Source organism: Pontibacter deserti, assembly GCF_023630255.1.
Taxonomy (GTDB): domain Bacteria; phylum Bacteroidota; class Bacteroidia; order Cytophagales; family Hymenobacteraceae; genus Pontibacter; species Pontibacter deserti.
Genome location: NZ_JALPRS010000001.1, coordinates 2,070,981 through 2,096,161, shown reverse-complemented (window position 1 = coordinate 2,096,161; position 25,181 = coordinate 2,070,981). Strand labels below are relative to the sequence as shown.

Annotated in this window: 25 protein-coding genes; 14 read left to right on the top strand and 11 right to left on the bottom strand. The window is 46.3% G+C overall.

Features of this window, described 5'->3' with window-relative positions; all coding sequences use genetic code 11:
- Positions 1 to 156: 156 nt before the first annotated feature.
- The 5 genes from MJ612_RS09130 to MJ612_RS09110 all read left to right on the top strand — a co-directional run bounded on the left by MJ612_RS09130 (position 157) and on the right by MJ612_RS09110 (position 4,997).
- Positions 157 to 1,299, top strand: a complete 1,143-nt coding sequence (locus tag MJ612_RS09130) for a CgeB family protein (RefSeq protein ID WP_187033184.1) — start codon at positions 157 to 159, stop codon at positions 1,297 to 1,299.
- The gene (locus MJ612_RS09125) at positions 1,289 to 2,395 is read left to right on the top strand and encodes a CgeB family protein (protein WP_187033183.1); all 1,107 of its coding nucleotides are present in this window, start codon (positions 1,289 to 1,291) and stop codon (positions 2,393 to 2,395) included. The genes MJ612_RS09130 and MJ612_RS09125 overlap by 11 nt, the downstream gene beginning before the upstream one ends.
- Positions 2,392 to 3,471 carry a CgeB family protein gene (locus tag MJ612_RS09120; RefSeq protein ID WP_187033182.1) on the top strand — a complete coding sequence of 360 codons (1,080 nt, stop codon included), beginning with the start codon at positions 2,392 to 2,394 and terminating at the stop codon, positions 3,469 to 3,471. Before MJ612_RS09125 ends, MJ612_RS09120 begins: the two co-directional genes overlap by 4 nt.
- A gap of 51 nt (positions 3,472 to 3,522) precedes the next feature.
- Positions 3,523 to 4,341 (top strand): TIGR04290 family methyltransferase, encoded by an 819-nt coding sequence (locus tag MJ612_RS09115; RefSeq protein WP_187033181.1) that lies wholly within the window; start codon positions 3,523 to 3,525, stop codon positions 4,339 to 4,341.
- 86 nt (positions 4,342 to 4,427) lie between these two features.
- The gene (locus MJ612_RS09110) at positions 4,428 to 4,997 is read left to right on the top strand and encodes an NUDIX hydrolase (protein ID WP_187033180.1); all 570 of its coding nucleotides are present in this window, start codon (positions 4,428 to 4,430) and stop codon (positions 4,995 to 4,997) included.
- A 190-nt stretch (positions 4,998 to 5,187) separates the two neighbouring features.
- On the opposite strand, the gene MJ612_RS09105 is transcribed toward MJ612_RS09110, so the two are convergent.
- Positions 5,188 to 5,442, bottom strand: a complete 255-nt coding sequence (locus tag MJ612_RS09105; RefSeq protein ID WP_187033179.1) for a hypothetical protein — start codon at positions 5,440 to 5,442, stop codon at positions 5,188 to 5,190.
- A gap of 432 nt (positions 5,443 to 5,874) precedes the next feature.
- Here MJ612_RS09105 and MJ612_RS09100 point away from each other — a divergent pair, with 432 nt between their 5' ends.
- From MJ612_RS09100 to MJ612_RS18355, 3 genes are all read left to right on the top strand, one after another.
- A complete protein-coding gene (locus MJ612_RS09100) occupies positions 5,875 to 6,453 on the top strand; it encodes a nitroreductase family protein (protein WP_187033178.1) in 579 nt (192 codons plus the stop codon).
- A 13-nt stretch (positions 6,454 to 6,466) separates the two neighbouring features.
- The gene (locus tag MJ612_RS09095) at positions 6,467 to 7,180 is read left to right on the top strand and encodes a pirin family protein (protein WP_187033177.1); all 714 of its coding nucleotides are present in this window, start codon (positions 6,467 to 6,469) and stop codon (positions 7,178 to 7,180) included.
- 177 nt (positions 7,181 to 7,357) lie between these two features.
- A complete protein-coding gene (locus MJ612_RS18355) occupies positions 7,358 to 8,170 on the top strand; it encodes a tellurite resistance TerB family protein (RefSeq protein WP_187033176.1) in 813 nt (270 codons plus the stop codon).
- Between the two features lie 32 nt (positions 8,171 to 8,202).
- On the opposite strand, the gene MJ612_RS09080 is transcribed toward MJ612_RS18355, so the two are convergent.
- Positions 8,203 to 8,811: a DsbA family oxidoreductase gene (locus MJ612_RS09080; protein ID WP_187033175.1), complete on the bottom strand. Its 609-nt coding sequence runs from the start codon at positions 8,809 to 8,811 to the stop codon at positions 8,203 to 8,205.
- Positions 8,812 to 8,986: 175 nt separating this feature from the next.
- Between MJ612_RS09080 and MJ612_RS09075 the strand changes: the two genes are divergently transcribed.
- From MJ612_RS09075 to MJ612_RS09060, 4 genes are all read left to right on the top strand, one after another.
- A complete protein-coding gene (locus MJ612_RS09075) occupies positions 8,987 to 9,781 on the top strand; it encodes a nucleotidyltransferase (protein ID WP_187033174.1) in 795 nt (264 codons plus the stop codon).
- Positions 9,782 to 9,785: 4 nt separating this feature from the next.
- Positions 9,786 to 10,526 (top strand): metallophosphoesterase family protein, encoded by a 741-nt coding sequence (locus tag MJ612_RS09070; RefSeq protein ID WP_187033173.1) that lies wholly within the window; start codon positions 9,786 to 9,788, stop codon positions 10,524 to 10,526.
- A gap of 99 nt (positions 10,527 to 10,625) precedes the next feature.
- Positions 10,626 to 11,804, top strand: coding sequence for a serine hydrolase domain-containing protein (locus tag MJ612_RS09065; protein WP_187033172.1), 1,179 nt, complete (start codon positions 10,626 to 10,628; stop codon positions 11,802 to 11,804).
- Positions 11,805 to 11,927: 123 nt separating this feature from the next.
- On the top strand, positions 11,928 to 12,449 hold the full coding sequence (locus tag MJ612_RS09060) for a transposase (RefSeq protein ID WP_187033171.1): 522 nt from the start codon (positions 11,928 to 11,930) through the stop codon (positions 12,447 to 12,449).
- 74 nt (positions 12,450 to 12,523) lie between these two features.
- Here MJ612_RS09060 and MJ612_RS09055 read toward each other — a convergent pair whose 3' ends face one another.
- The 4 genes from MJ612_RS09055 to MJ612_RS09040 all read right to left on the bottom strand — a co-directional run bounded on the left by MJ612_RS09055 (position 12,524) and on the right by MJ612_RS09040 (position 19,806).
- On the bottom strand, positions 12,524 to 13,384 hold the full coding sequence (locus tag MJ612_RS09055; protein WP_187033170.1) for a DUF4846 domain-containing protein: 861 nt from the start codon (positions 13,382 to 13,384) through the stop codon (positions 12,524 to 12,526).
- Between the two features lie 113 nt (positions 13,385 to 13,497).
- Complete coding sequence (locus MJ612_RS09050) at positions 13,498 to 16,797, bottom strand: amidohydrolase family protein (protein ID WP_250419104.1); 3,300 nt, start codon at positions 16,795 to 16,797, stop codon at positions 13,498 to 13,500.
- Between the two features lie 143 nt (positions 16,798 to 16,940).
- Complete coding sequence (locus MJ612_RS09045) at positions 16,941 to 18,386, bottom strand: hypothetical protein (protein WP_187033169.1); 1,446 nt, start codon at positions 18,384 to 18,386, stop codon at positions 16,941 to 16,943.
- A gap of 118 nt (positions 18,387 to 18,504) precedes the next feature.
- A complete protein-coding gene (locus MJ612_RS09040; protein ID WP_187033168.1) occupies positions 18,505 to 19,806 on the bottom strand; it encodes a M20/M25/M40 family metallo-hydrolase in 1,302 nt (433 codons plus the stop codon).
- An 80-nt stretch (positions 19,807 to 19,886) separates the two neighbouring features.
- Between MJ612_RS09040 and MJ612_RS09035 the strand changes: the two genes are divergently transcribed.
- Complete coding sequence (locus tag MJ612_RS09035) at positions 19,887 to 20,930, top strand: AI-2E family transporter (protein ID WP_187033167.1); 1,044 nt, start codon at positions 19,887 to 19,889, stop codon at positions 20,928 to 20,930.
- Positions 20,931 to 20,943: 13 nt separating this feature from the next.
- Here MJ612_RS09035 and MJ612_RS09030 read toward each other — a convergent pair whose 3' ends face one another.
- The 3 genes from MJ612_RS09030 to MJ612_RS09020 are packed head-to-tail and all read right to left on the bottom strand — an operon-like array spanning position 20,944 to position 22,214.
- Positions 20,944 to 21,507 (bottom strand): GNAT family N-acetyltransferase, encoded by a 564-nt coding sequence (locus MJ612_RS09030; RefSeq protein ID WP_187033166.1) that lies wholly within the window; start codon positions 21,505 to 21,507, stop codon positions 20,944 to 20,946.
- A 42-nt stretch (positions 21,508 to 21,549) separates the two neighbouring features.
- On the bottom strand, positions 21,550 to 21,750 hold the full coding sequence (locus MJ612_RS09025; protein WP_187033165.1) for a helix-turn-helix transcriptional regulator: 201 nt from the start codon (positions 21,748 to 21,750) through the stop codon (positions 21,550 to 21,552).
- Complete coding sequence (locus MJ612_RS09020; protein ID WP_250419103.1) at positions 21,747 to 22,214, bottom strand: hypothetical protein; 468 nt, start codon at positions 22,212 to 22,214, stop codon at positions 21,747 to 21,749. Before MJ612_RS09020 ends, MJ612_RS09025 begins: the two co-directional genes overlap by 4 nt.
- 217 nt (positions 22,215 to 22,431) lie before the next feature.
- On the opposite strand from MJ612_RS09020, the gene MJ612_RS09015 reads away from it, so the two are divergent.
- Positions 22,432 to 23,409: a YpdA family putative bacillithiol disulfide reductase gene (locus MJ612_RS09015; RefSeq protein WP_394802024.1), complete on the top strand. Its 978-nt coding sequence runs from the start codon at positions 22,432 to 22,434 to the stop codon at positions 23,407 to 23,409.
- 326 nt (positions 23,410 to 23,735) lie between these two features.
- Here MJ612_RS09015 and MJ612_RS09010 read toward each other — a convergent pair whose 3' ends face one another.
- Entirely contained in the window at positions 23,736 to 24,419 is a 684-nt protein-coding gene (locus MJ612_RS09010; RefSeq protein WP_187033163.1) for a pseudouridine synthase, read from the bottom strand.
- Positions 24,420 to 24,426: 7 nt separating this feature from the next.
- Positions 24,427 to 25,035, bottom strand: coding sequence for a GNAT family N-acetyltransferase (locus MJ612_RS09005; protein WP_187033162.1), 609 nt, complete (start codon positions 25,033 to 25,035; stop codon positions 24,427 to 24,429).
- Positions 25,036 to 25,181: the final 146 nt, after the last annotated feature.

Sequence of the window (25,181 nt, the reverse complement as noted above, 5' to 3'; positions counted from 1 at the left end):
GAATAATTCCTTTGTCACCTCGATCAGCGGGAGAGATCTATCTCAGATTCTCTGATAGATTTCTCGCTGCATCTGAAATGACGACTATACCCACCATTCATTCAAAGTTTAACAATAACAAATTCACTCAATTACTCACTAAATCAAAATTAGCACATGAAGCTAGTCCTTTTCTACCATTCTATACTTTCTGACTGGAACCACGGTAACGCGCATTTTTTAAGAGGTATAGTCGGGGAGTTGCAGGAGCGTGGTCATCAGGTAAAAGTATACGAACCGGAAAACGGCTGGAGCCTGCAAAACTTAGTAGAGGGTTATGGAGAGGAGAAACTGGAAGAGCTACAGCAGTATTACCTTGGCATCAGCACCAATTTTTACAAGCTTGAAAGCATAAACCTGGATGATGTACTGGCTGATGCCGACCTCGTACTGGTACACGAATGGAGCGAACATGACCTGGTAAAGCGCATTGGTGAACACCGCGCTAAAAGCGGCAAGTATAAACTTATCTTCCACGATACCCACCACCGTGCCGTAACCGAGCGCGAAAGTATGGCCAAGTATGAACTGACCCATTATGATGGTGTATTGGCCTTTGGCGAGGTGATCAAAAATCTATACTTGCAGGAAGGTTGGACCACCAACGCCTGGACCTGGCACGAAGCCGCTGATACCTCGGTTTTTTATCCGCACGAACGAAAAGAGTATGAAGGCGACCTGGTGTGGATCGGCAACTGGGGCGACGAAGAGCGTACAGCCGAGCTGCACGAGTTTTTGATAAATCCGGTAAAAGAGCTGGGTCTGAAAGCAAAGATTTACGGTGTGCGCTACCCGGAACATGCACGCAAAGCACTGGCCGATGCCGGAATAAAATACGGTGGCTGGCTGCCAAACTATAAAGCTGCCGAAGAGTTTGCAAAGTATAAAGTAACTGTACATGTGCCCCGCAGACCTTATGTAGAAGCACTTCCGGGTATCCCAACTATACGACCTTTTGAAGCAATGGCCTGTGGCATTCCGCTGATCTCTTCGCCTTGGGATGATGCTGAAAACCTGTTCACACCGGGAAAAGATTTCCTGATAGCTCGCACCGGCGAAGAAATGAAACAGCACCTGCAAACTATACTTAATAATCCTGACAAAGCAAATGAAGTGGCCGCGCATGGCCTGGAAACGATACGCAACCGCCATACCTGTGCCCACCGCGTAAACGAATTGGAAAAAGTGTGTGAAGAACTGGGCATACCTGCATCTAAAATCTATACTTCCGCAAAAGAAAAAACCTTGCATGAAATCTAAAAAACTCAATATCGCCTTCTTCGGCTCCAGCCTGGTATCAGCTTACTGGAACGGAGCAGCTACCTACTACAGAGGTATAGTTCGTGCACTTAGCGAGCGTGGCCACCAGGTTACATTTTATGAGCCTGATGCCTACGACCGCCAGCAAAACCGCGACATGGACGACCCGGACTGGGCAAAAGTAGTGGTGTACGAAGCTACGGAAGATGCGGTGTACAAATGCTTGGCACAGGCCGCAGAAGCCGACATGGTAGTAAAAGCCAGCGGCGTGGGTGTGTTTGATGAACTGCTGGAGCGCGAAGTGCTGAAACTGCAGACTGATGACAGGCTGGTGGTTTTCTGGGATGTGGATGCCCCGGCTACGCTGGATCGCGTGCACAACAACCTGGTGGACCCGTTCCTGACCTACATTCCGCAATACGACATGATCCTGACCTATGGCGGCGGCGACCCTGTAGTAAATGCTTACGAAGCGTTGGGAGCTAAAAAGTGTGTACCGATCTATAATGCTTTGGATACTGCCACCCACTTCCCGGTGGAGCCAGACGAGCGCTTTGCCTGCGACCTTGCCTTTTTAGGTAACCGCTTGCCAGACCGCGAAGCACGTGTAGAAGAGTTTTTCCTGAAGCCTGCAAAAGCTAACCCGGATAAGAAGTTTATACTTGGCGGCAGCGGCTGGGGCGATAAGCACCTGAGCGAAAACGTGAACTATATTGGCCACGTGTACACTCATGAGCACAATGCTTTTAACTGTACGCCAAAAGCTGTACTTAACATCAGCCGCGAAAGTATGGCCCGCTATGGTTTCTCGCCGGCTACGCGCGTGTTCGAAGCAGCCGGTGCAGGGGCTTGCATCATTACGGATTACTGGGAAGGCATCGACTTCTTTTTTGAGCCGGATAAGGAAATACTGGTAGCAAAAGATGGCGCTGAAGTAGCAACTATACTTGCCGATCTGACCGAAGAAAAAGCGAAAGCAATAGGAGAGGCAGCCTATAAAAAAGTACTGGCTGCGCACACGTATAATCACCGTGCGGAGCAGCTCGAGCAACTGCTATACGCGAAAGTAAAACAACCAAACGAAGCACTGGCATGAACATCGTAATACTTGGCCTGACCATTACATCGTCGTGGGGCAACGGCCACGCTACCACCTTCCGCGGGTTGGTGCGCGAGCTTAAAAACAGGGGCCACAACATTCTTTTCCTGGAGCGCGATAAGCCTTGGTATGCCGACCACCGCGACCTGCCAAACCCTGACTATTGCCAGACCGAACTTTATACTTCGATGGATGACCTGCAGCAGCGCTTTACTGAACAGGTACGCGAAGCGGATATGGTTATAGTTGGTTCGTATGTGCCGGAAGGCGTGCAGGTAGGCGAGTGGGCTATACAAACTGCTCATGGTATTAAAGCTTTCTACGACATCGATACCCCGGTAACGCTGGCCAAACTGGAGCGAGAAGATTACGAATACCTGCATCCCAACCTGATCCCGCAATACGATCTGTACCTGTCGTTTACAGGCGGCCCTACACTGGACCTTCTGGAGAAAAAGTATGGCTCGCCGGCAGCACGTGCCCTTTACTGCTCTTTTGATACGGAGCTATACTACCCGGAATACCAGGAAGTGAAATGGGATCTGGGATATCTGGGTACCTACTCTGATGACCGCCAGCCGCCACTGGAAAAACTGATGCTGGATGCAGCGCGCCAATGGCCTGCAGGACGCTTTGTGGTAGCTGGTCCGCAGTACCCGGCAAGTATACAATGGCCTGCCAACACAGAGTATATCCATCACCTGCCGCCGGCAGAGCACCGCAAGTTTTACAACAGCCAGCGCTTTACACAGAACATTACCCGCGCCGATATGATCAAGGCCGGCTACTCACCAAGTGTGCGCCTGTTCGAAGCTGCGGCATGCTGCACCCCGATCATCTCAGATTACTGGGACGGACTGGATAGCTTGTTTACTATAGGGGAGGAGATACTCGTATCCTATTCAGCTAAAGATACACTGGGTTTTCTGCGTGAGATCTGCAAATCAGAGCGTAAAATGATAGGCGAGCGTGCCCGCAGAAAAGTGATGAACAACCACACCGCAGCACACCGCGCCAAAGAACTGGAAAGCTACGCACAGGAACTTATGACGGTAAGTACAGTAAACAGTTAGCAGTAAACTTTATTTCACACATTCACTCAATCACTCACTTAAAATTAAATTATGTCGGAGATAGAGCAGTTGGGGCCATGGTTTCATAACCTGCATTTACCAAACGGGGAACAGACCGCACCAAATCACCGTTTGGGCGACTTTCCAAATTTTAAATGGAAGGAACTGGAGCCGTTTATGCCTGCTGACTTGAGTGGCTGGAATGTGCTGGACATTGGCTGTAATGCCGGCTTTTATAGTATAGAACTCGCTAAACGCGGGGCCAATGTGTTGGGTATAGATGTGGATCCGCATTACCTGCGCCAGGCTGAATGGGCTGCTAAGCAGTTTGGACTGGAAGATAAAATAGAGCTGAAGCAGATGCAGGTATACGATGTTACCCGCCTGGACCGCCAGTTCGACTTGATCTGGTACATGGGTGTGCTTTATCACCTTCGGTACCCGCTGCTCTCCCTGGATATACTTTCTCAAAAATGCCGCAACATGATGGTGTTCCAAACGCTGACCATGCCGGGTAAAGAAGTAGCCGATGTGCCGGAAGATTTTGGAATAAATGACCGAGAACGCATGCTGGATGAAGGCTGGCCCAAAATGGCTTTTATCGAAAAGAAAATGGCCGGAGACCTGACTAACTGGTGGGCACCTAACCATGCAGCTATAGTAGCCATGATGCGCTCCTGCGGCTTTGTAGTAAAGGAACAGCCAGGCCACGAATTATACATACTGCAGGTGGATGAGCAACTTAAGCAAAACCAGCAGTGGAACCAGTCGGAGTATTTATCGGCCACAGGCCAGGACTGGCAGGAAGCTGTAAAAGAAAAAGTAGCCGGCAAAAATGAGTATATGCTCAGCCAGAATGGGAAAAAATAAAACTATAAACAAGCATTATAACGAACGCCGCGCTCACTGAAAAGTAAGTGTGGCTTTTTTACGCCGATTAACTATAACTTGCACCCATGTCTGCAAACAAACATATCCCAAGTTCCAAACATTGGAAAGTACTGAAATCGGAACTGGTTTTTAATGAGAAGTGGTACAAGCTGCGCCGCGACGAAGTGGAGCTGCCAAACGGCATGGTGCTGGATGATTACTATGTGAGTGTGCGTCCGGATGTAGTGCTTACTTTCCCGGTTACGGAAGATGGGCAGGTGATATTTGTGAAACAGTACAAGCATGCTGCTGCTAATATTTTTATTGAATTACCCGGTGGTGTGATAGATGACCACGAAAACAACCCCCTGGAGGCTGCCCGCCGCGAGATGCTGGAAGAAACCGGCTATACTTCTGATAACATGGAGCTGGTAGCCGAAGTGATCGACAACCCTACCAAAGACACAAACAAAATATACTTCTACCTAGCCCGCGATGCCTACAAAATTGCGGAACAGGATCTCGACGAATCGGAAAGTATAGAAGTGCTGCACGTACCTGTTCAGGAGGTGGAGCATATGGTGCTGAGTGGTCAGATCAATGTTTCAGGTTCGGTTGCGCTTTGCCTGCTGGCGCTCAGAAAGCTAGGTTTATAGTTTAGTATTTGTCATTTAGAGCGTAGCCGAGAGATCTTATATGTCCTATAGATTCTATTTGTCATTTTGAGTGATAGGTAAAGACCTAGCAGCGTGCGCAGCTCCTGTGAGCGTCTGATATACTATAGCTAAAGTTTCCTACATCTTAAACCAAGCTTTACTTTCATAGTAGCTTCTAATCTTGGGAGCTTTACTTACCTACCGTTTTATAGTTGGCTTTGGTGCCCTCACGGCCGCGGGGCCCCGTCTTCGGGCATCGCGCTGCTGATTTGAAGCTCCCCTCGCTGTGCTCGTGTTGCCTTCGGCACCGCAACAAATCAAAGGCGCTCCACCCAAAGCCTGTGATCATTTCGATAGTAGCTGCCTCAGTTAATAGAGAAATATTAGCTCTTAGCTTCTCCTGCAATGTAGATCCGTAGGGACAGGTCACCACCTGTCCGCTCATGGTCTGTAACTATAAAATTATACTTGAAGCTATAGCAAAGACAAAACTGTCCCCTTGAGGGGACTACAGGGGTGTAAGCTTGTACGAGGAAAAACTCCTCGCCTTAGACAAGGAGGGGATAAAGGGGTGGTTGGACCAAAGTAACTATAAAATATAACCCAGATGCTAGCAGGAGCAGAGAACCGTCCCAAATACTTTAGTATCCTGTCCATCCACTAATCCCGGAAATCCTGATTCAGACATTAAAAAAATAAAAACCAAAACTTCAGACTTCTATCTGCATCTTGTGCTAACCATACTTCCTGTTTAGGTTCTTTTACCAGCAACACATCAAAAATAATTGAATAAAATTAAACTTTGTACGTACATTAAATGTATATACATTAAATACTTTTGTATCTTTATATGGCAAAAGCTGATCTAATGAATACTATGATTGAAACAGAAAATAAAATAGAAGTGCATAATCTGATACAGGACCGTTGGAGCCCCAGAGCATTCGACAGCAAACCGGTAGAAGATGAAAAATTGGAAGCAATATTTGAAGCTGCCCGTTGGGCTCCTTCTGCTATGAATGAGCAACCATGGCGTTTTGTGTTTGCAACTAAGAATAACCCAGAAGCTTATGAAAAACTGCTTAGCTGCTTGGTAGAAGCAAACCAGCTTTGGGCAAAAAATGCGCCTGTGCTTATACTTAGCGTAGCTAAAGCGAACTATAGCAACAACGGAAACCGGAATGCCTATGCCTGGCACGATACAGGTATGGCAACAGCTAATCTGGCATTGCAGGCAACAGAGCTTGGACTACACCTGCATATAATGGGTGGTTTTAGTGCCGATAAAGCACGCGAAGTGCTGGGCATACCCGAAGGATACGAACCGGTAAGTATGATGGCAATTGGTTATCTAGGCGACCCAAGCCAGCTGCCGGATCACCTGAAGGCACGCGAAGTAGCTCCACGTAACCGAAAGCCGCTGCAGGAGTTAGTATTTAATGGTATCTGGAAATAATAATTCATAAACTATGAGCAAGAAAGTAATTCATAAAGCAAATACGAGAGGCCATGCAAACCATGGCTGGCTCGATTCTCACCATACATTCAGTTTTGCGCGCTACTATAACCCGGAACGCATGAATTTTGGGTTGCTGCGTGTGCTGAACGATGACATTGTAGCACCGGGTATGGGCTTCGGTGCACACCCACACGATAATATGGAAATCATCTCTATTCCATTGTCGGGGGAACTGGCCCACCAGGACAGCACCGGAAATAAAAAAGTGATTAAGACGAACGATGTGCAGATCATGTCGGCGGGCAGTGGCTTAACGCACTCTGAGTTCAATAACTCTAAAACCGATCAGGTAAACTTTCTGCAGATTTGGGTGTTCCCGAAAGAGCAGGACATAACGCCACGTTACGAGCAGAAGACCTTTAACCCCGCCGACCGCCAGAACAAACTGCAAACGGTAGTAGGGCCGGAGAAAGATGCGGAAAACATCTGGATTAATCAGGATGCCTGGTTTACACTGGGTTCTTTAAAGACTGGTTTCTCTGAAGACTATAAACTACATAAAACGGGCAATGGCGTGTATGCTTTTGTGCTGGAAGGTGAAGTAGAGATAGATGGCGAAAAGCTAAGCAAACGCGACGGAATGGGTATTTCTGATACTGAGAATGTAAGTATAAAAGCTTCTTCTGATGCAGAGTTGCTGCTCATGGAAATCCCGATGAGGTAATATACACCTTATCTGTAGATAAATCCCCGGCTATACATTGGCAGGGGATTTTTTTATGCCTGTATCTTTTGTGTTCTGGTTGTAGCTGCTGCCAAATCACCAGCATAAAGTATAAATTACATTAACCCGACATCTGTAGCGGACGTTATTACAGCACTATACATTAACACGAAAGCTATGGAACAAGAACAAACAATGCTATTAAAAGACTATTCGCAGGAAGAAAAAGGAGCTTATTTTGGAGCACTGGCCACTATGGCATCAGCCGATGGTACAGCAAGCGAGGAAGAACTGGAGTTTCTGAGAATGATGGGTGAAGTTGCCGAACTGCCGGCAAACCTGCAGCAGGAAGTAGTACAGATTGCGAAGAATCCATCCCAGATCAGTTTGCAGCAATGTTTAGATGTACTAAAAAAGAGCCAGCTTCGCTTCTCTTTTGTAACCGATATCATCAGCTTTGCCAAAGCCGACGGCCAGTATACTTCAGATGAGCAGGAACGCATAAAAGATATAGCAGATTACCTGGGTGTAGATCAGAAACAGTACAGTATACTGGAGCAGTTTGTTGACAAAGCCGATGAAGCAAAGCAGCACGGCGAAGATCCAACCTCACAGGCATTTATGAGCAAAAGCGGCTTTGGTGATATGTTTAAGAACGCAGGAATTTCACCAGGAATGGTAACAGGTATGTTAGGCATTTTAGCGCCTATAGTTTTATCCGGAATGATGCGCAGACGTGGCGGTGGTATGATGGGCGGCATGGGCGGCGGCCTTTTAGGTGGCTTACTTGGCGGTGCTATGGGCGGCGGAATGATGGGTGGAGGTATGATGGGAGGCGGCATGAGACGCGGTGGCGGACTTGGCTCCATCATTTCTATACTTGGTGGCCTGAATGGTCGTCGTGGGTATGGTGGTATGGGCTCAGGCGGGCTGGGCGGTTTACTTGGAGGTGTGCTGGGTGGCGGCCGACGCAGAACTTCAGGCTGGTAAGTATAAACTATAAACAGGAAGCAGAGCAGGAATTACGTGTCAGCAGATGCCAGTTCCTGCTCTATTAGTTTACGGAGGTCCTGTTCGCGAAGTAAACCACGCACCATTTTGTTGCCTATTACAAAAGTAGGTACAGCCGAAATGCCAGCCTCTTTATAAGCATGTTGCAGTGCCTGCTGGTGTGCTACTTTATAATCGCGGTTTAGCAGTGCCTGTTCAAAAGCCTTTCCATCCAAACCTATTTCCATGGCCAGCGAGGTAAGTACATCTACATTGCCAATATCCTGCTGCTGCTGGAAAAAGGCAGTAAACATGCGGTGCGTATAAGCTTCTCCTTGCCCATGCTCTTTGGCAAACTGGTATCCTTCAAAAGCCAGCTCGGTGTAGGGCTGCGGCGATACATCAGGAAGTACAATTTCTATCCCAAGCTGATCTGCCATCGGGTATACCGAATCTCGCCAGGTATTTTGCAGGTAATCCTCTTCCGGTTTAAGAGTAGGAGTGGGGTAGGGCCGCAGTTCAAAAGGCATCCATTCAATTTGTACACTTTTTTCAATCCCCTGCAGGGCCTTTTGCAATACAACCTCCCCAAAAAAGCAGTAAGGGCACACAAAATCAGAGTAAATCTTTATCTGGAGCATAAAGTATAAGTAAATAGTATTTGTACTTCTTTCAGCAGGTATACGGGTGTTTTCTTGTGTTCGATGAACAACTATTCTTTCAGAATTAAGTAAATAACCTACCTACTTGTTGTGCCTCCTGCCTGATACATGCCCCGGAACCAGCAACAAGACCTATTTATTAGTAACATCCTATATGAAGAAGATAAAAGAAGATAAAGTTGTTTTGAACGGCAAAAAAGTGGCTAATAACGACGTTGTTGTTAACAGCCAGGAAATTGCCAACGACTTTTATAAAAAAACCCTTGAGCTCCTGAAAGACAGCCCTACACCATACTTGCTGGGTGGTGGTTACGCCATGTATGAGTATACCGGCATTGTGCGCGACATGAAAGACCTGGATATTTTCTGTAAGCCCAGCGAGTACCAGTATCATCTTAAATACCTGAACGACAAAGGGTATCAAACTGAAATTACGGATGCCCGCTGGCTGGCGAAAGTATTTCAGAATGGTTATTATATAGATATCATTTTTGATACGGTAAATAACATTTGCACTGTTGATGATAGCTGGTATGAATATGCCGTGAAGGGTAAAGTGTTTGGTATACCTGTAAAGTTCCTGGCTCCGGAAGAACTGATCTGGTGTAAGATTTATGTGCAGAACCGCGAACGCTACGATGGTGCCGATGTAAATCACCTGTTCCTGAAGTATGGCCATAAGCTTGACTGGAAACGTTTGTTTAGCCGCCTGGACCAGCACTGGCAATTGCTTTTGAGCCAGATCATCAATTTCCAGTTTGTGTACCCCGCCGACCGAGATATTATACCTAAATGGCTTTTTGACGAGCTGATCCAACGTGCGCAGCATCAGTACGAACTTCCGGCTTCATTAGAAAAAGTTTGTCGCGGGCCGATCATCGATCAGACCCAGTACAAAACCGATATTACCGAGTGGGAGTATAAGGTGGTTACCATAAAAACCATTTAGGCTAATGGATAAAAAAAAGAAGAAAACGCGCATTGCCGCTATTGGTGATATACATGTGCGTGATACTGACAAAGGCAAATGGACAGATTTTTTTAAAGACGTGTCGGCTGATGCGGATGTGCTCCTTATTTGTGGAGACCTGACGGACCATGGACGGGCTTCGGAAGCTGAGATTCTGAGCCAGGAGCTAAGAGCCTGTTCTATACCTGTAGTAGCTGTGCTTGGCAACCATGATTATGACCACAACGAAAACGATGCTATCAGAACGGTACTGGCCCAGGCTGGGGTAAATATGCTGGACGGCGACATGATCGTGCTGGAAGGTGTGGGCTTTGCCGGTGTAAAAGGCTTTGGTGGTGGTTTTAACCGTGCTATGCTGGCCATGTTTGGCGAACCCATGATGAAGCAATTTGTACAGGAAGCCGTAGATGAATCGTTGAAGTTAGATGGAGCTCTGTCACGCCTGGAAACGGAGCACCCGGATGTGCCTAAAATAGCGGTACTGCACTATGCGCCAATTGCGGCAACTATAGAAGGCGAGCCGGAAGCCATTTATCCTTTCCTTGGCTCCTCGCGTTTGGCAGAGCCACTGGAGCGCAGGCAGGTGTTGGCTGCTTTTCACGGGCATGCCCACGTAGGTACTTTAGAAGGCGAAACTGCCAAAGGAGTGAAGGTATTTAACGTAGCCAAACCACTCTTACAGAAGCTGGATAAGCCCATCCCGTATTATGTACTGGAAGTATAAACTATAAATAAAAGAAGCGGCCACTTGATTTACAGGTGGCCGCTTTTGCTTTCAAACATCCTGTGCTTATTTTAGCAGACTCACCTAACTTTCTTTTTGATGAAGCTCAGAAATTACCCTTACCTGCTTGTACTACTAGCCATTTTTTCGTGCTCTGAGAAGCAGACATCCAGTTCCGCATCAAGTGCTGACTCTGCTACTTCAAAAGTATACTACCCGGGCAAAGACAATAACTGGCAAACCAAAAAACCTGAAGACGTAGGTATGGATGCCACCTTATTGCAACAAGCAGTAGAGTGGGCCAAAACACAGGAAACAACCCAGATAGAAAAAGACTTCTCTACGCAAAAAGAGATTTTCGGAGAGCCACTGGGACCACTGCCAACTACCCGTGCCAGCACAAACGGCATTATTATTAAAGACGGTTACATTGTGGCAGAGTGGGGAGATACCAAAGCTGCAGACCCAACTTATAGCGTTGCCAAAAGTTTTCTCTCAACTATACTTGGTTTAACTATTGATAGAGGCATGATCCAAAGTACAAACGACCCGGTGGCAAAGTATGTGAAGGATGGTGGCTACGATATGGAACAGAACAGCAAAGTAACCTGGGAGCACCATGCACGCCAGACGAGTGAGTGGGAAGGCGAAATGTGGGGCAAGAAGTATGACTTTGTTGGCAAAGAAGCATTTGGCCGTGGAGAGCGCAAACCACGCGAGCTGCAGGAGCCTGGCAGCTTTTATGAGTATAACGATGTTCGCATCAACCGCTTTGCCTTGTCGTTGCTGCGCCTGTGGGAAAAGCCTTTGCCGGAAGTATTGGAAGATGAAATAATGGACCCGATCGGTGCTTCTGAAACCTGGAGATGGGTGCCTTACAGAAATTCAGTAGTAGAGATTAACGGCAAGCAAATGCCATCGGTGAGCGGCGGTACGCGCTGGGGTGGTGGCCTCTGGATAAGTGCCCGCGACGAAGCCCGTTTCGGTTACCTGTTCCTGCGCAACGGTCGCTGGAAAAACAAACAGCTACTCTCAGAAAAATGGGTGAAAGAAGCCACAACTTCCCGAGGCACTGTTGGTCCGGATTATGGTTACCTGTGGTGGCTGAATACCGAAGGCAAAGCCTGGCCAGATGCCCCAACTACCAGCTACGCAGCCCTAGGCGCCGGCCAGAATACCGTATGGGTAGACCCGGAGCATGACATCGTTATAGTTTGGCGCTGGCACAACGGCAACCCGAATGAGCTAATCAAGCGGGTAATAGCAGCGGTAAAATAATTACTGATTGTAAAAGGTTAGCAAGTATCATGGCTTGAGCGCCTACACTTGTACCAAACTATAGCGGGCGACTAAGGCTCCTTTACTTTTATACTTTACCATAACTTTCCGGTAGGTACCACTATGTCAGGAAATAATAAGATGCAACCAAAGATTATTTATTTTATAGCCCTTCCGGTTGTAGGCTGGATAGATGTTTTTACCAGGAAAGAATATCTGGACGAGTTAGTAGATGACCTGAATTACTGCAGTGGGCACAAAGGCATGAATATCTATAGTTATTGCATTATGCCCAGTCATGTGCACATTATCTGTACAATCGGGAGAGTGAAACTAAGCGAAATACTTATTGATTTTAAAAGCTATTCCGGTAAGCAGATCATAAAGCTAATAGAAACTAACTCAAACGAAAATAGAAAAGAGTGGTTGCTGAACATGTTCCGACACTATAAGCAAAGTATCCGGCACACTAATAATTATCAATTCTGGGATCATAAACACTCCATTGAACGAATTACTGAAGAAATGCTTCAGCAGAAGATAGATTACATTGAGCAGCGTCCTGTAGAAGCCGGCCTGGTTACAAAAGCTGATGATTATACTTTTAGTAGTGCAAACCCGAATGGACCTGTAAAACTGGCATAAGTAGAAATTGGGTCAGAAGCCCTGTTATAGTTTTTAATGAGCGTGAACGCTCGCACCATAATCACTTTTATACTTTAAAACCGCTTCAACTGGCTCTTCTGGAAAGTCCATTCAGGTGTAAATAAGGGACCGGTAAAGTTGGTGCTGTACCAGGGACTCAAATTAGGGCTCATGGGGTTTTTAAGAATCTGTATCTCCTGAGCAGGCATATAGCTTTGTGCCAGCAGAAACAGCTTTTCATTTGTCTGCACATTTACTGCCATATCTACAACTATAACCGCATGGCCCGGGCTGCCGCCTTTAATGAAAACATCACCAATTTTTATGTCTTTAATGGCTATGGCTTTCATTTCTTTCTCCAAGGATTTTGTTCCGGCATAGGTAAACACCAGCTTCAGATAATCTCTGAAGGAAGTATACGCTGTAGAAGGAGCAACCTTTTTTACCCAATTAGTGGTATTACCATTCACGTTTACCCTGTAGCCCTGCTGCCACTTGCTGTAATCAGCTTTAAAGCCGTTGGTGAAATTGAAATGTATGTCGCTAAAGCGCTTTTGCTTAAACAGATATTCTGCCCGTAAACGCATCACAGCATCTGCACATTGCTGCAGGTCATAGTTACCGACATCAATGTCCAGTACGGCTTCATACACATCATCATTGGGCTTTACTTTACCATTGTAGTAATGTACTACTGCACCATGTGGTTTAAGTTTGAAGTTCTGCAAGTAAGCTGCGAAGGAGTTTTCCTGTGCTTTAACTCTGGTGAAACCGGTAGGTTCCGGAAACCTTTCTGATATAGTTCTGCCTGCCGGGTTTATACTTACTGCTATCTCTACTGAGCTTTCTATAGACTTATCATCCTTTACCTGTTCGGCATTGGTGTTGCAGGAAATAAGAGCTAACAGAAGTATAGGAGCAAGACAGCGTTTCATAGGTTTATCTTTTAAAGGAATATACTATAAATCCTTTATTTAACCATGATTAAAAAACAAAAAAGGCTGCTCCTGATGGAACAGCCTTTTTCTATACTTTATACTTCTAAATCTTAGTGGCGGCAGGTGCAATGCTCACCAGCAATACCTTCGAAACGGGTGTTGGTGTCTTCGTGCCAGTCGAATGCGGTGGCGGTACGGCTGTTTTCCCACCAGAATTTGCCCGGCTGCTTGTTATAGTTGCCCATTTCTGCCATTGTTGCGGCATCGTACAGGCGACCATTTACCATCGTATACTTCACGTGCTCCGAGTTCTGGATGTTCTCCAGCGGGTTCTTGTCAAGTACGATCAGGTCAGCCAGTTTACCAGTTTCCAAGGATCCGATGTCTTTGCCCATACCAATGTATTCGGCACCGTTTAAAGTAGCAGCGCGAAGTGCCTGGTGGTTGGTCATGCCGCCTTGCTGCAGCATCCATAGTTCCCAATGCGCGCCTAAGCCTTGCAGCTGTCCGTGGGCACCCAGGTTCACTTTCACACCAGCATCGGTCAGTACCTTACAAGACTCTGAAGTCAGGATGTGGCCGTTCTTGTACTCTTCATCAGGCACTAAGGTAACACGACGTGAGCGACCATCAATTACAGAACGAGGCGTGAATTTCAGCAGGCGGTCTTTTTCCCAGGCATTGGTTTTCTGGTACCAATAATACTCTCCGGAACTACCGGCATAATTTACAATAAGCGTAGGGGTGTAACCTGTTTGTGATGCTTTCCATACTTCCACCACATCTTTGTAAAGCGGTGCAACAGGTATGTTGTGCTCAATACCAGAGTGGCCATCCAGGATCATGCTCATGTTGTGGAAGAACGTAGAGCCACCTTCCGGCACCACGGTCATGTCCAGTTCGCGGGCCGCCTGAATTACCTGCTGGCGCTGCTCACGGCGTGGCTGGTTGTAGCTCTTCACCGAAAAACCACCCACCGCTTTAATGCGGCGCAGGTGCGAACGGGCATCATCCAGGTTATTGATAACTGCTTTAAAGTTACCATCGGCACCATAAAGTATAGTACCTGTAGAGTAAATACGAGGACCAACCATGGCACCGGCTTTCACGGCCTCAGACTGACTGAACACCATTTCGGTAGTAGAGGATGGGTCGTGGGTAGTGGTTACACCATAAGCCAGGTTGGTATAGTATGACCATTGTTTTTGCGGCGTCATGCCATTACGGAAAGTACCCAAGTGCGCGTGCACATCCACTAAACCAGGCATGATTGTTTTACCGGCAGCATCAATTACTTTGGCATCTTTAGGTATAGCAACACCTTTGCCAACAGCTACAATACGGTTGCCGTCCACAACTATAGTTCCGCCTTCAATCACTTCGTCTCCTTTCATGGTAATGATGCGCGCGTTCGTGAAAGCTACTTTACCTTCCGGTGTATCGGTATTTAGCACCAGGCCGATTTTGGTCCCAGTCGTATCGATAGCAGGAAGTTTTTCAGGTGCGCCCTCTACAAACGAGAAGCGGTTTTTGATATCATTTGAGAAATACTCATCTCCCAGTACCCAGTTCACTTTTTTACTGTCGCCAGACCAATGGATGCTTGTACCGGCATCGCGGGTGAAGCGGGCAACCGGCACTGCTTTGGTTTCAGCGCTCAGGTCTAAACCTGAACCGTTGGTTGAGAAAGGAGCCACATAGCCGTTAAACAACTCTACAAACGCGATCCACTTGTTGTCAGGGCTTGGGTAGAACTGGTCTGTATACTTCGAAGTATAGTGTGTCTGCTCTTCCTTGCCTTGCAGGTTTACGCTCTTAAAGGCTGCTTTGTCGCCGGCAAAACCTGTAAAGAAAATACGGTCAGATGAGGCATTAAACTGTGGCGAAGAACCGTTTTTCTGCACGAAAGTAGGCTTGTCGCCATCGGCTTCCATGTAATAAATACCACGCTCGTTGCCGTGTGCGTAGCCCATGTGGTTGTTACCGCCTTCTTTGTTGTAAACTATAAATTTACCGTTTGGCGAGAACGAAGCATTGGTGTAGAAACCTTTCTCAGATGTAAGTTTAGTTGGTTTAGCGTTCTTCTTACGGATGTCCAGCTTCATCAGGGCGCTATAGTTATCGTCGTTCCAGGTAGAATAAACGATATGCTTGCCATCTGGGGAGAACGACGGGTAGAACTCAAAATCGCTGCCTTTGGTGATGCGCTCCGGCTTACCGTTTGGCAGTTCTTTTTTGTAGATGTGCCCGGCAGCGTTAAATACCAGGATCTTTCCATCCGGAGATGTTACGGCGTGACGGATTGCTTTAGCTGTAAACTCCTTCGGAGAAACGCCACCATTCTTGCTGAAGTCGTGGCGTACAGCATCTGAAACATAATGCGTAGCAGTTGCTTCGAAAGGAATGTTGGTTACTTTCTGGTTCGCAACATCAATCTTATTGATCTTACCATTTGCCCAGTAAACGATGCTTTTGTTATCCGGAGTCCAGGAGAACGATGGATATACACCGAAGATAGCCCAGGCTTCCTGCTGGTCTTTGCTCAGGTTATCCGTTAACGGCCATTGCTCACCGGTTTTCAAATCCTGCACAAACAGCACAGATTTAGTACGCACGCGACGCACAAAAGCAATGTGTTTGCCGTCTCTGGAAATAGTCGGGCGAACAGAACCTCCGTTACCGGTAACTATATTCTCGATCTCTCCTGTGTTACGGTCAACTCTGCGGATGACATAGATCTGGCCATTCGGGTCTTTGTTATACTCAAACGTAGAGCCACCGCTCATGTCTTCAGAGTAATAAACATACTTGCCATCCGGCGATACAAAAGGCTCTCCGGCATCCTGCTGGTCGTTTTTACGCTTTGTCAGCTGTATACCTGCACCCCCTGTGCGGTGGTACATCCACATCTCCCCGGCACCCAACGAACGTGTATTGGTAAAGTGCTTGCGCGCGATCAGATACTGGCCATCCGGCGTCCAGACTGCGTTATTTAATAATCTGAACGTTTCCTTTGTGATCTGCTCTGCACCAGAACCGTCACGCTTCATTATCCAGATGTTGTCGCCGCCACCTGCATCCGAAGTGAAGGAAATGAATTTGCCATCCGGGCTGAAACGTGGCTGTACTTCGTAAGCGCGGCCGCTACGCAGCAATTTTGCCTTTCCACCCGAAATCGGCATAATGTATATGTCGCCGAGCATATCGAACACGATCTCTTTGCCATCCGGACTAACGTCCAGGCTCATCCAGGTGCCTTCGTCGGTGGTTACGGTTACTTCTTTTTCGGTGCCGTGGGCTGCGTCCACTTTCCATTTCTTGTCATCTTTTTTGTCCTGGGCCAGGGCGGTGCTGCAAGGGAGTGCAAGCGCAGCTGCCAGGAACATACTCAGATAAGTACGTTTATTCATGGTAGGATGAAATTGATTAGTTAGTTGTTTACCAAAGATAAGAATTAGAGCAATAGATTAAATATGATTTTTCTGTTTTAGTATGATCGGCAGTGGAGTTTATACCTGTTGTTATTATTCTGAAGAAGCGCAAAGGCTATACTTTAAAATTTGAGCCTGCCATACTTGTAATAGCCGTTGCCGGATCCAAGTACAATAAACTCTTTTTTACTGACAGGAAAAGCCGATAAAGGACACAGGTAAAGTTTCTGATGTCGTCCGGTGCGGGTGTTGCGCAATGGCTTTACCTTTTGTGCACCATCCGGAAGTATAGATACCAGCACCGGAGTTTTTAGCACAGCTCTCGGGCTCGCCATAATGATCTGATCTTTTTCATTATAGTTGTATTCAAAATCGAGGTAGATCAGCTTTACAGTATCCTGGGCGGTGGTGGCTAAATAAGACCCTAATCGAACCTGGTTCGCCTGCCCCGATTGGTGCTTGTTGGCACTGGTAGTATACACAGGCCGGCCGTTAGAAGCAAAGGCAACCGCCAGGATATCATCTGTATGATGGGTACCTGTTTTCTGATCTCCCTTTAAGGTATACACTTCGCCAAGCAGCACTATGCGGTTATTTGTAAGCGGCATAAGGTGTTGCAGTTGCAGGTTACGCAAACGTTGGCTATGGTCGGAGTCTGGTTTATAGAACTTATAGTTATGCAGGAAAAGGCTGTCGATAGGAGCGTAGTTAAGTGTGTACTTTCGGAAGCGGCCTTTCGGGAAGCGGTAGAAAAAAGTACCGGTTGGCTCTGGCTGCAGGCTTGCAACAAATGGAGCCGGAGACGTAACGCCTGCTACCACAATATCGCCGTTGTAGTTGGACATTTTTGCCTGTAGCGGACGATTTGCGGTGCTGCCAATAGCTTTGTCGCTGCTCTTGCCATTGCGGCCTTCAAAGCGGTACAGGTAAAATGCCGATTCCGGTGAATTGGTAGCCGGGAGCTTGGTAAGTATAAACGAGGTGCCATTAGCTGCTATATGCATCTCGCTGATCTCGCCTTTAACAGGTATACTTTGGGTCCAGAGGGGTGTTAGTGAACCAAAGTATAAAGCTACGGAAGTCTGCTGCGGTTCGGCCTGTTGTTGTAACACAAGCAAAAGCCTGCCACCTTCTGATCTGGTATATACTTCAGCATCAGGTGTTGTGGTTGCCAGCAGGCGAATAGTAGGCAGATAGTTGCCGTCTGCATCTATGGGTTGCCCAAAAACAGATTTTTTATACTTGTCGCCCACAGAGGAGATGAGGTATACCTGGTGGTTGAACATGGTAAGTGCTTCGAACTTTGCCAGGGTGCCATCCGGACTTTGTGGAGCAATGGCCACTGCCCATACTTTCTGATTTTCCTGGTTATATAGTTCGAGCGTGATCTGATGGTTTTCGGTATAGCGGGTATAAAAAGAGCCATTTTTACCAATACCTATAACCTGCATCTTGTTCAGGTTCCGGAAACTGTGGGGGATTTCCGGGCCCCAGTTTATAGTTGGCTCCTGCGCCCGTAAGGGTGTGGTACTTAGGAGCAGTATCAGCAGTAGTAAAAATCTAAACATCCAATCAACCTCTACAATCCTTCTCCTACTATTAGTGTACGGCAGCAAACTATAAACAGACAAAAGCCCACTATGTTAGCGGGCTTTTGTCTGTTTATTAGGAAATTATTTCTTTCTATTACTGCACCTGCGACTTGTCTACCCGTGTAGGGGTTGCTTTACCGAAAACAACATCATAAGAACCTAGGGCAATGCCTTTGATCATACTTGTTAAGTGCGCCATATCCAGCATTTCGAACTCATCATTCACAGTGTGGTAGGTTTTGTCCTGGTCTATCTGTACCGATGAAATTGTATGAGCCGGAACACCTAAACGAGCCAGTGTAGCATTATCGGAGCGGTAAAAGAGGTTTTGCTTTGGATATGGATCGGGGTAGATGCTGTATGTTGTACCCTGCAGGCGTTTCTGCATCAGCTCACCCAGGTTAGATTTTTCGAAGCCGGTAAGGTAAGCGCTGTTAGGACCGAATTTAGAAGGCTTGCCTACCATTTCGATGTTAAACATAGCCATGATCTGGTCCGGATTCAGCTGTTCGGAGAAGTGTTTGGAACCGTAACCGCCTATTTCTTCGGCAGCAAAAGCAACAAAAATGATCGTACGTTCCGGTTTGCGCTGCTTCTTATAAAAATCCGCCAATAGCATCATGGCTGTTGTACCCGATGCATCGTCGTCGGCACCATTGGCTATGGTATCGCCATCAATAGGTTTGTGGGTACCAATGTGGTCGTAATGGCCTGAGAAAACGACGTATTCATCTTTGCGTTTGCCTTCTATCATGCCTGCCACATTGGTCAGCTGCAGTTCTTCAATTTTGTTCTCCATTGCTACCGCATAATCCTGCGGGTGTGCCACATCAGTAAGTATAAAAACTTTGCTGGCACCTTTACCGGTTTTCTGTACTATACCGCCACGGCTCAGGTAGCGCTGGTAGTTCGCAAAAGCTTTAACATGAGCAGGATGTACCAGCACGAGGACATCTTCTTCTAACTGGTAAGCATCAGAGAGTGTTTTCCGAATGTCATCGCTTTCGGTTATAGTTACAATTTTGCGGTTGGAGGTAACTTGCCAGTTCAGGTCTTTGTGAGTGGTGCTGGCAAATAATTTATCTTCAGTTATAGTTTCGCCATTCAGCTTTACCTGCAGTTTAGTTGGCGTTACACGGTACACTTTAAACGTCTGTTTATAGCTATTGGCACCAGGCAGATATTTTAGTTTCGTTTTTTTGAATTCCGATGCGATGAAATCTGCCGCTTTTTCTCCGCCAGGCGTAAAAGAAGCACGGCCCTGCATGTCGTCGGCACTCAGGGTTTTAACAATTCGCGTAGCTTTCTCCTGGGATATTGATTTCAGGTTTTGTGCAGACACACCACCCGATACACACAAAAGTATAGCAGGTAACAGTACCAGATTTTTTTTCATAGAACAGGTTAGCATTTTTTTACAGATTATAGCTTTGTTTAGGCTGGTTTAGTATAACGGTACACCAATATACAGTTATTATGGATACAAGCACTAAGGTAAACTGGCTAAAATTGCTGCAGTACACCGTATTGCTGGGTATTGTGCTGTATGTAGGTCGTTCGCTGTTTGTGCCGCTTAGTTTTGCCTTGCTCATCAGTTTTGTGCTTTACCCGATCTGTCGCTGGCTGGAGCTAAGGGGTATACCTCGCTGGGGAGCCATTTCTGTTTGCCTGCTGGTGTTGCTCATTCTTTTTGGCGGGCTTACCTGGCTGCTGGTAAACCAGTTAATGCGCCTGGTAGAAGAGTGGCCGAATCTGCAGCAAAAGCTGTTAGCTGCTTTGCAGGATATTAGCGCGCACCTGGAGCAGCAATTTAATCTAAAAGTGGCACGGCAGGTTAACTGGCTTGAGAGTATGGGAAATAACATAGCTGCCAATCTTTTAAGTATGATCCAGAGTTTGCTTTATACTTCGGTAGTATCGGTGGTGCTGCTGGTGCTCATCCCATTGTACGTGGTACTTATTCTTTATAACCGCGAACAATTAGCCAGAGCATTATTTTCCCTCTTTTACCGGACCGAGCATCATAAGATCAAAACCATACTGCAGGAAACAATTACTACCTACTATAATTTTATAAAAGGAATGGCTATAGTTTATGCCATTGTAGGCACACTAAATACAATCGGCCTGCTAATAATTGGTGTGCCGCATGCGCTGTTCTTTGGGGTGGTAGCTTCTATACTTACCTTTATACCTTATGTTGGCATCACCATTGGGGCTATACTACCCATGGCTGTAGCCTGGATTACGTACGACTCGGCCTGGTATCCGTTGGGTGTTGTAATTGTGTTTGCGGCAGTGCAGTACCTGGAAGCGAATCTTATTTTTCCGTGGGCTGTGAGCTACAGGCTACAGGTAAATATGCTGTTTACGTTACTGGCTATAGTTGCCGGGGGTATACTTTGGGGTGCATCCGGTATGATCCTGTTTATCCCGTTTTTAGCTATACTTAAGCTTATTGCAGATAAGCACGAGCACATGCGGCCTATCTCGCTGTTGCTTGGCTCTGACAATAGTTAACCAAATAAATAGATTAAACCGGCTGTTGCGCTTGCCATTCTTTTTTAAGCAGGCTGTATACTTCCAGATCATGGAAATTGCCGTTCAGGAGTTCGCCTTCACGTTCTATACCTTCCAGCGTAAAACCTAATTTTCTGGGGATATTGCGGCTAGGGTGATTTTCTGGAGAAACTTTAAGCTGAATACGATTCATCCGGAGCTCTTCAAATGCATACTTTATCAGCCGGCTGCAACAGCGGCGCATTATCCCTTTGCCCTGCTGGTGCTGGCTCAGCCAATAGCCAACTTCCAGTTTCCGGTTAAACATCTCTATACTTTTAAACCCGATCAGCCCCGATACGACCTCATCAACCAGTATTACAAAAACTTTGTCGGTGGTGCTTAAGGTTATGGTTTGCAGGTATAAAGTAGTATCAGAAACCTGTCGGGTAAGGTCAACAAAAGGCAGCCACTCACGCAGGTACGGGCGCTGACTATCTATGATCCTGAACAAAGCCGGTGCATCAGCTACGGTTACCGGGCGCAGGTATAGATCCGGAGCTACAGGTAAGGATTCGACAGGTTTATTTAAAATCATAGGTCAGAATTGTTGTTGCCTTAAGTTAAGGTTTAGAGCCTGTTAATCATCTTCTTCCAGCGTAAAAATATCTTCTACTTTCTGATCGAACACACGCGCCAGCTTAAGCGCCAGCACCGTTGAGGGCACATACTTGCTCAGCTCCATGGCATTTATAGTTTGCCTGCTTACGCCTATTTTTTTGGCCAGTTCTTCCTGGGTCAGGTTATGAATGGCCCGTTGCACTTTTAACGTATTTTTCATGCGTAGGCTTTAGAGGTACGGTAAAGTATAAAATTAAACCGGATCAGGAAAATAAGCAGCACCGTGAGCATGTTGAGCAGCAGTACCTGGTAAAAAGCAATGCCATAAATAAAAACGATCGAGAAAATAAGGAAACCATAATTGATGTAGGTAGCCCACAACAACGACTCCAGCCTGATCTGGGAAATATATTCGTCTTCGTCTTTCTCACGTGAAAAAGCAGCCAGCAAACCACCAACTATAGCGGTAATGGCTATCAGTTCATCCACAATGTTATTTCGGATAGGCGAAAAAGCTTTAACAGGCTCGAAAATGCCACTATCGTAGAGGGCAAAAACAGTTGCTTCCAGGTTAAAAATATCTTGGTCTGATAAAATAAGGAGCAGGCCAAGTATAAAAGACGGCACCAGCAGTATCCAACCGATTATCTTAAACCGGTACGGAAAAAGGAAACGTGTTTTCATGATTTTATAGTTATGTAAGGTTTGTTTTACAAATGTAAAGTAAATTTTACAAAAGTAGAGTTTGTTTTACTTTATAATATGTATACTTTACAAAAATACTTGTGAATACTACAAGATGGGCAGGTGAGTGTAAGAGTTTAGAGTGTGAAATTCTATACTTACCGGTAACTTAAGCACAAAAGATAAACCTAATACCCGTATAGCTGTTGAAGGAAAAATAGTAAACTTGAAGACGTTCGATATACTTATAATCGGTGGCGGCCCCATAGGGCTGGCCTGCGGACTGGAAGCTAAAAGAGCCGGCCTTACTTACCTGATCGTGGAGAAAGGCTGCGTAGTTAATTCGCTGTTTAACTACCCGCTCAACATGACTTTTTTCTCTACTGCCGACAGGCTGGAAATCGGTGGTTATCCTTTCCCGAGCATCCACCCGAAGCCAAACCGTGCCGAAGCACTGGAATATTACCGTAAAGTAGCGGAAACAGGTGATCTGGAAATTAACCTTTTTGAAGAAGTACTGGCTGTATCTCCTGAATCAGAAGATCTATACTTAGTGAGCACAAGCAAAGCCAACTATAAATCGAAACACATTATAGTTGCTACAGGCTTTTATGATATCCCGAACCTGCTGAACATTAAGGGAGAAGAGCTGCCAAAAGTACGCCATTATTATTACGACCCGCATTACTACTACAAGCAAAAAGTACTGGTGATAGGGGCCAACAACTCTGCCGCCGATGTAGCCCTGGAAACTTACCGGAAAGGTGCCGAAGTAACATTGGTAGTGCGGGAGCCGGAACTGGGAAGTATAAAGTACTGGGTAAAACCTGACCTGGAGAATAGAATTGCAGAAGGAGCAGTAAAAGCTTATTTCAGTTCGCGGTTGCTGGAGATACGCGAAGATGAAGCAGATATTGATACTCCGGACGGCGTGATAACTATAGCCAACGATTTTGTAATGGCCATGACAGGTTACCAACCGAACTTCACTTTCCTGAAAAAGCTCGGAATAGAGCTGAGCCACGACGCACTGAAACACCCTACGCACAACCCTGAAACCATGGAAACAAATATGCCTCGTATCTACCTGGCAGGTGTGGTTTGCGGCGGCATGGATACAAGAGTATGGTTTATTGAGAACTCCCGTGAACACGCCGTAAAGATCGTGAAGCATATTACAGGCAACAAAGTATAAGTATGTTGTGCAGGTAGTGTTTGTCCGTTCACAGTCTGTAAATATAATACTAACTGTAACGAGGTTAGAAACTGCCCCCTTGAGGGGACTACAGGGGTGTTGAAATGGGAACTATAAAACTATAATGCCAACTATAGCAAAGGCAGAAAAGCTCCCCGCCTTAGACAAGGAGGGGTTAGGGGTTGTTGGACCAACTAATGAACTATAGCTAGCCTCTTTGCCCTTCACCCCTGCCGGCCCAGTTGCGTCTGGAGACACAACACCATACATTAGGAACGAGTCTGGAGACTCGCGCCAGCTTGGGAATATATTTCCCAAAGCAGGTATTAAAGGTTGTTATCTTTAGGCTTGTAAGGTCTTGGACGGCTTGAGTTCTGGCGGCTGTCGTAGTGGCGACCACCGGTATTTTTGCTTTTTACCGGTTTTTTATAGCTACTGCCAGCAGTAAGGCTTTTCAGTTCTGCTATCTCCTCGGTTGTAAGTTCTCGGTACTCACCGGGCTGTAAATCACCTAAGGCAAGAGGACCAATAGCTGGGCGAATAAGGCGTAAGGTAGGGTAACCTACAGCGGCTGTCATGCGGCGTACCTGCCGGTTCATGCCCTGCGATATTTTAATCTCTACCCATGTTGTTGGAATATTTTTCCGGAAACGGATAGGAGTGGAGCGTTCCCAAACAAGAGGGGCAGGTTGTAAAATACTGGCTTTGGCTGGTGCGGTTTTTACTCCTTTTATACTTACACCACGGTGTAATTCTTCCAATGCTTCCTCGGTTGGCAGGCCATCTACCTGCACCCAATACGTTTTTTCGATCTTAAACTTTGGGTCTGATAACCGGTGTTGCAGTGTTTTGTCGTCTGTTAACAGCACCAGCCCTTCGCTGTCGTAATCGAGGCGGCCAACGGGGTAAATGTCCGGTATCTTTACATAATCTTTCAGCGTAGCACGGCCAGTTTCGTCGGTAAACTGCGTGAGTACTTCGTAGGGTTTATTAAGTATAATGTACTTCAATGGGTAGCTATAAATTATGAATTGCCTGATCTTTTACACCCCAGGAGCTTTTCTGTTGCTCATATTCCGGCTGCAGCAAAGATAACAGAAGCGAGTCTTCATTTACACCATTCACTACATAATGTCCGCGGGCATTGCCTTCCTGTGTAAAGCCGAATCGTTGCAGCAGCTTGGCAGATGGAATATTATAGCTGGCAATATAAGCTTCAATGCGGTGCAGGTTCATTTGCTCAAAACCATACTTCAGGATGGCACCTAATGCTTCCGTCATGTAACCTTTCCCTTTGTTTTCATCAGCATACAATTCATAACCTACTTCAGCTCTTCTATGGCTCGGTATCCAGGTATGAAATCCGCATTTACCTAGTACGTTACCCCTCTGTTTATCCAGTATATGAAAGCTCAGGAAGGTAGAATAGAACGTCTCCATTCCCTGGTTATATTTCTCGCGCTCTGTTTCTACTTCTTTGCTGGTACTCAGGCCTAAATATTCTGCAATGCGGGAACTGTTACATTCGGTAAACAGGTATTTGTATACTTCTGGGTTTAGTTCGCGCAGGTATAGCCGCTCAGTCTCCAGGAAAATCTGAGAGGGAATGACAGGTTGTTTTTTCATAGCTGGTTTTAGTAAGGTAAGTGGTTAAGCAAATATACTGAGAAAGACGATTTAAATGTTATTGCTTTATTAGCGGGTTACTTACGCTTTAAACTAAAGCGTTGTCTGTACACTCATTTACGCTGTTACTTAACAAGGAAGTTATA

Bases quoted from the DNA above. Each gene is read 5' to 3' on its own strand.
- MJ612_RS09130 (WP_187033184.1), top strand. From the start codon at position 157: ATGAAGCTAGTCCTTTTCTACCATTCTATACTTTCTGACTGGAACCAC.
- MJ612_RS09125 (WP_187033183.1), top strand. From the start codon at position 1,289: ATGAAATCTAAAAAACTCAATATCGCCTTCTTCGGCTCCAGCCTGGTA.
- MJ612_RS09120 (WP_187033182.1), top strand. From the start codon at position 2,392: ATGAACATCGTAATACTTGGCCTGACCATTACATCGTCGTGGGGCAAC.
- MJ612_RS09115 (WP_187033181.1), top strand. From the start codon at position 3,523: ATGTCGGAGATAGAGCAGTTGGGGCCATGGTTTCATAACCTGCATTTA.
- MJ612_RS09110 (WP_187033180.1), top strand. From the start codon at position 4,428: ATGTCTGCAAACAAACATATCCCAAGTTCCAAACATTGGAAAGTACTG.
- MJ612_RS09105 (WP_187033179.1), bottom strand. From the start codon at position 5,442: ATGAGCGGACAGGTGGTGACCTGTCCCTACGGATCTACATTGCAGGAG.
- MJ612_RS09100 (WP_187033178.1), top strand. From the start codon at position 5,875: ATGATTGAAACAGAAAATAAAATAGAAGTGCATAATCTGATACAGGAC.
- MJ612_RS09095 (WP_187033177.1), top strand. From the start codon at position 6,467: ATGAGCAAGAAAGTAATTCATAAAGCAAATACGAGAGGCCATGCAAAC.
- MJ612_RS18355 (WP_187033176.1), top strand. From the start codon at position 7,358: ATGGAACAAGAACAAACAATGCTATTAAAAGACTATTCGCAGGAAGAA.
- MJ612_RS09080 (WP_187033175.1), bottom strand. From the start codon at position 8,811: ATGCTCCAGATAAAGATTTACTCTGATTTTGTGTGCCCTTACTGCTTT.
- MJ612_RS09075 (WP_187033174.1), top strand. From the start codon at position 8,987: ATGAAGAAGATAAAAGAAGATAAAGTTGTTTTGAACGGCAAAAAAGTG.
- MJ612_RS09070 (WP_187033173.1), top strand. From the start codon at position 9,786: ATGGATAAAAAAAAGAAGAAAACGCGCATTGCCGCTATTGGTGATATA.
- MJ612_RS09065 (WP_187033172.1), top strand. From the start codon at position 10,626: ATGAAGCTCAGAAATTACCCTTACCTGCTTGTACTACTAGCCATTTTT.
- MJ612_RS09060 (WP_187033171.1), top strand. From the start codon at position 11,928: ATGTCAGGAAATAATAAGATGCAACCAAAGATTATTTATTTTATAGCC.
- MJ612_RS09055 (WP_187033170.1), bottom strand. From the start codon at position 13,384: ATGAAACGCTGTCTTGCTCCTATACTTCTGTTAGCTCTTATTTCCTGC.
- MJ612_RS09050 (WP_250419104.1), bottom strand. From the start codon at position 16,797: ATGAATAAACGTACTTATCTGAGTATGTTCCTGGCAGCTGCGCTTGCA.
- MJ612_RS09045 (WP_187033169.1), bottom strand. From the start codon at position 18,386: ATGTTTAGATTTTTACTACTGCTGATACTGCTCCTAAGTACCACACCC.
- MJ612_RS09040 (WP_187033168.1), bottom strand. From the start codon at position 19,806: ATGAAAAAAAATCTGGTACTGTTACCTGCTATACTTTTGTGTGTATCG.
- MJ612_RS09035 (WP_187033167.1), top strand. From the start codon at position 19,887: ATGGATACAAGCACTAAGGTAAACTGGCTAAAATTGCTGCAGTACACC.
- MJ612_RS09030 (WP_187033166.1), bottom strand. From the start codon at position 21,507: ATGATTTTAAATAAACCTGTCGAATCCTTACCTGTAGCTCCGGATCTA.
- MJ612_RS09025 (WP_187033165.1), bottom strand. From the start codon at position 21,750: ATGAAAAATACGTTAAAAGTGCAACGGGCCATTCATAACCTGACCCAG.
- MJ612_RS09020 (WP_250419103.1), bottom strand. From the start codon at position 22,214: ATGAAAACACGTTTCCTTTTTCCGTACCGGTTTAAGATAATCGGTTGG.
- MJ612_RS09005 (WP_187033162.1), bottom strand. From the start codon at position 25,035: ATGAAAAAACAACCTGTCATTCCCTCTCAGATTTTCCTGGAGACTGAG.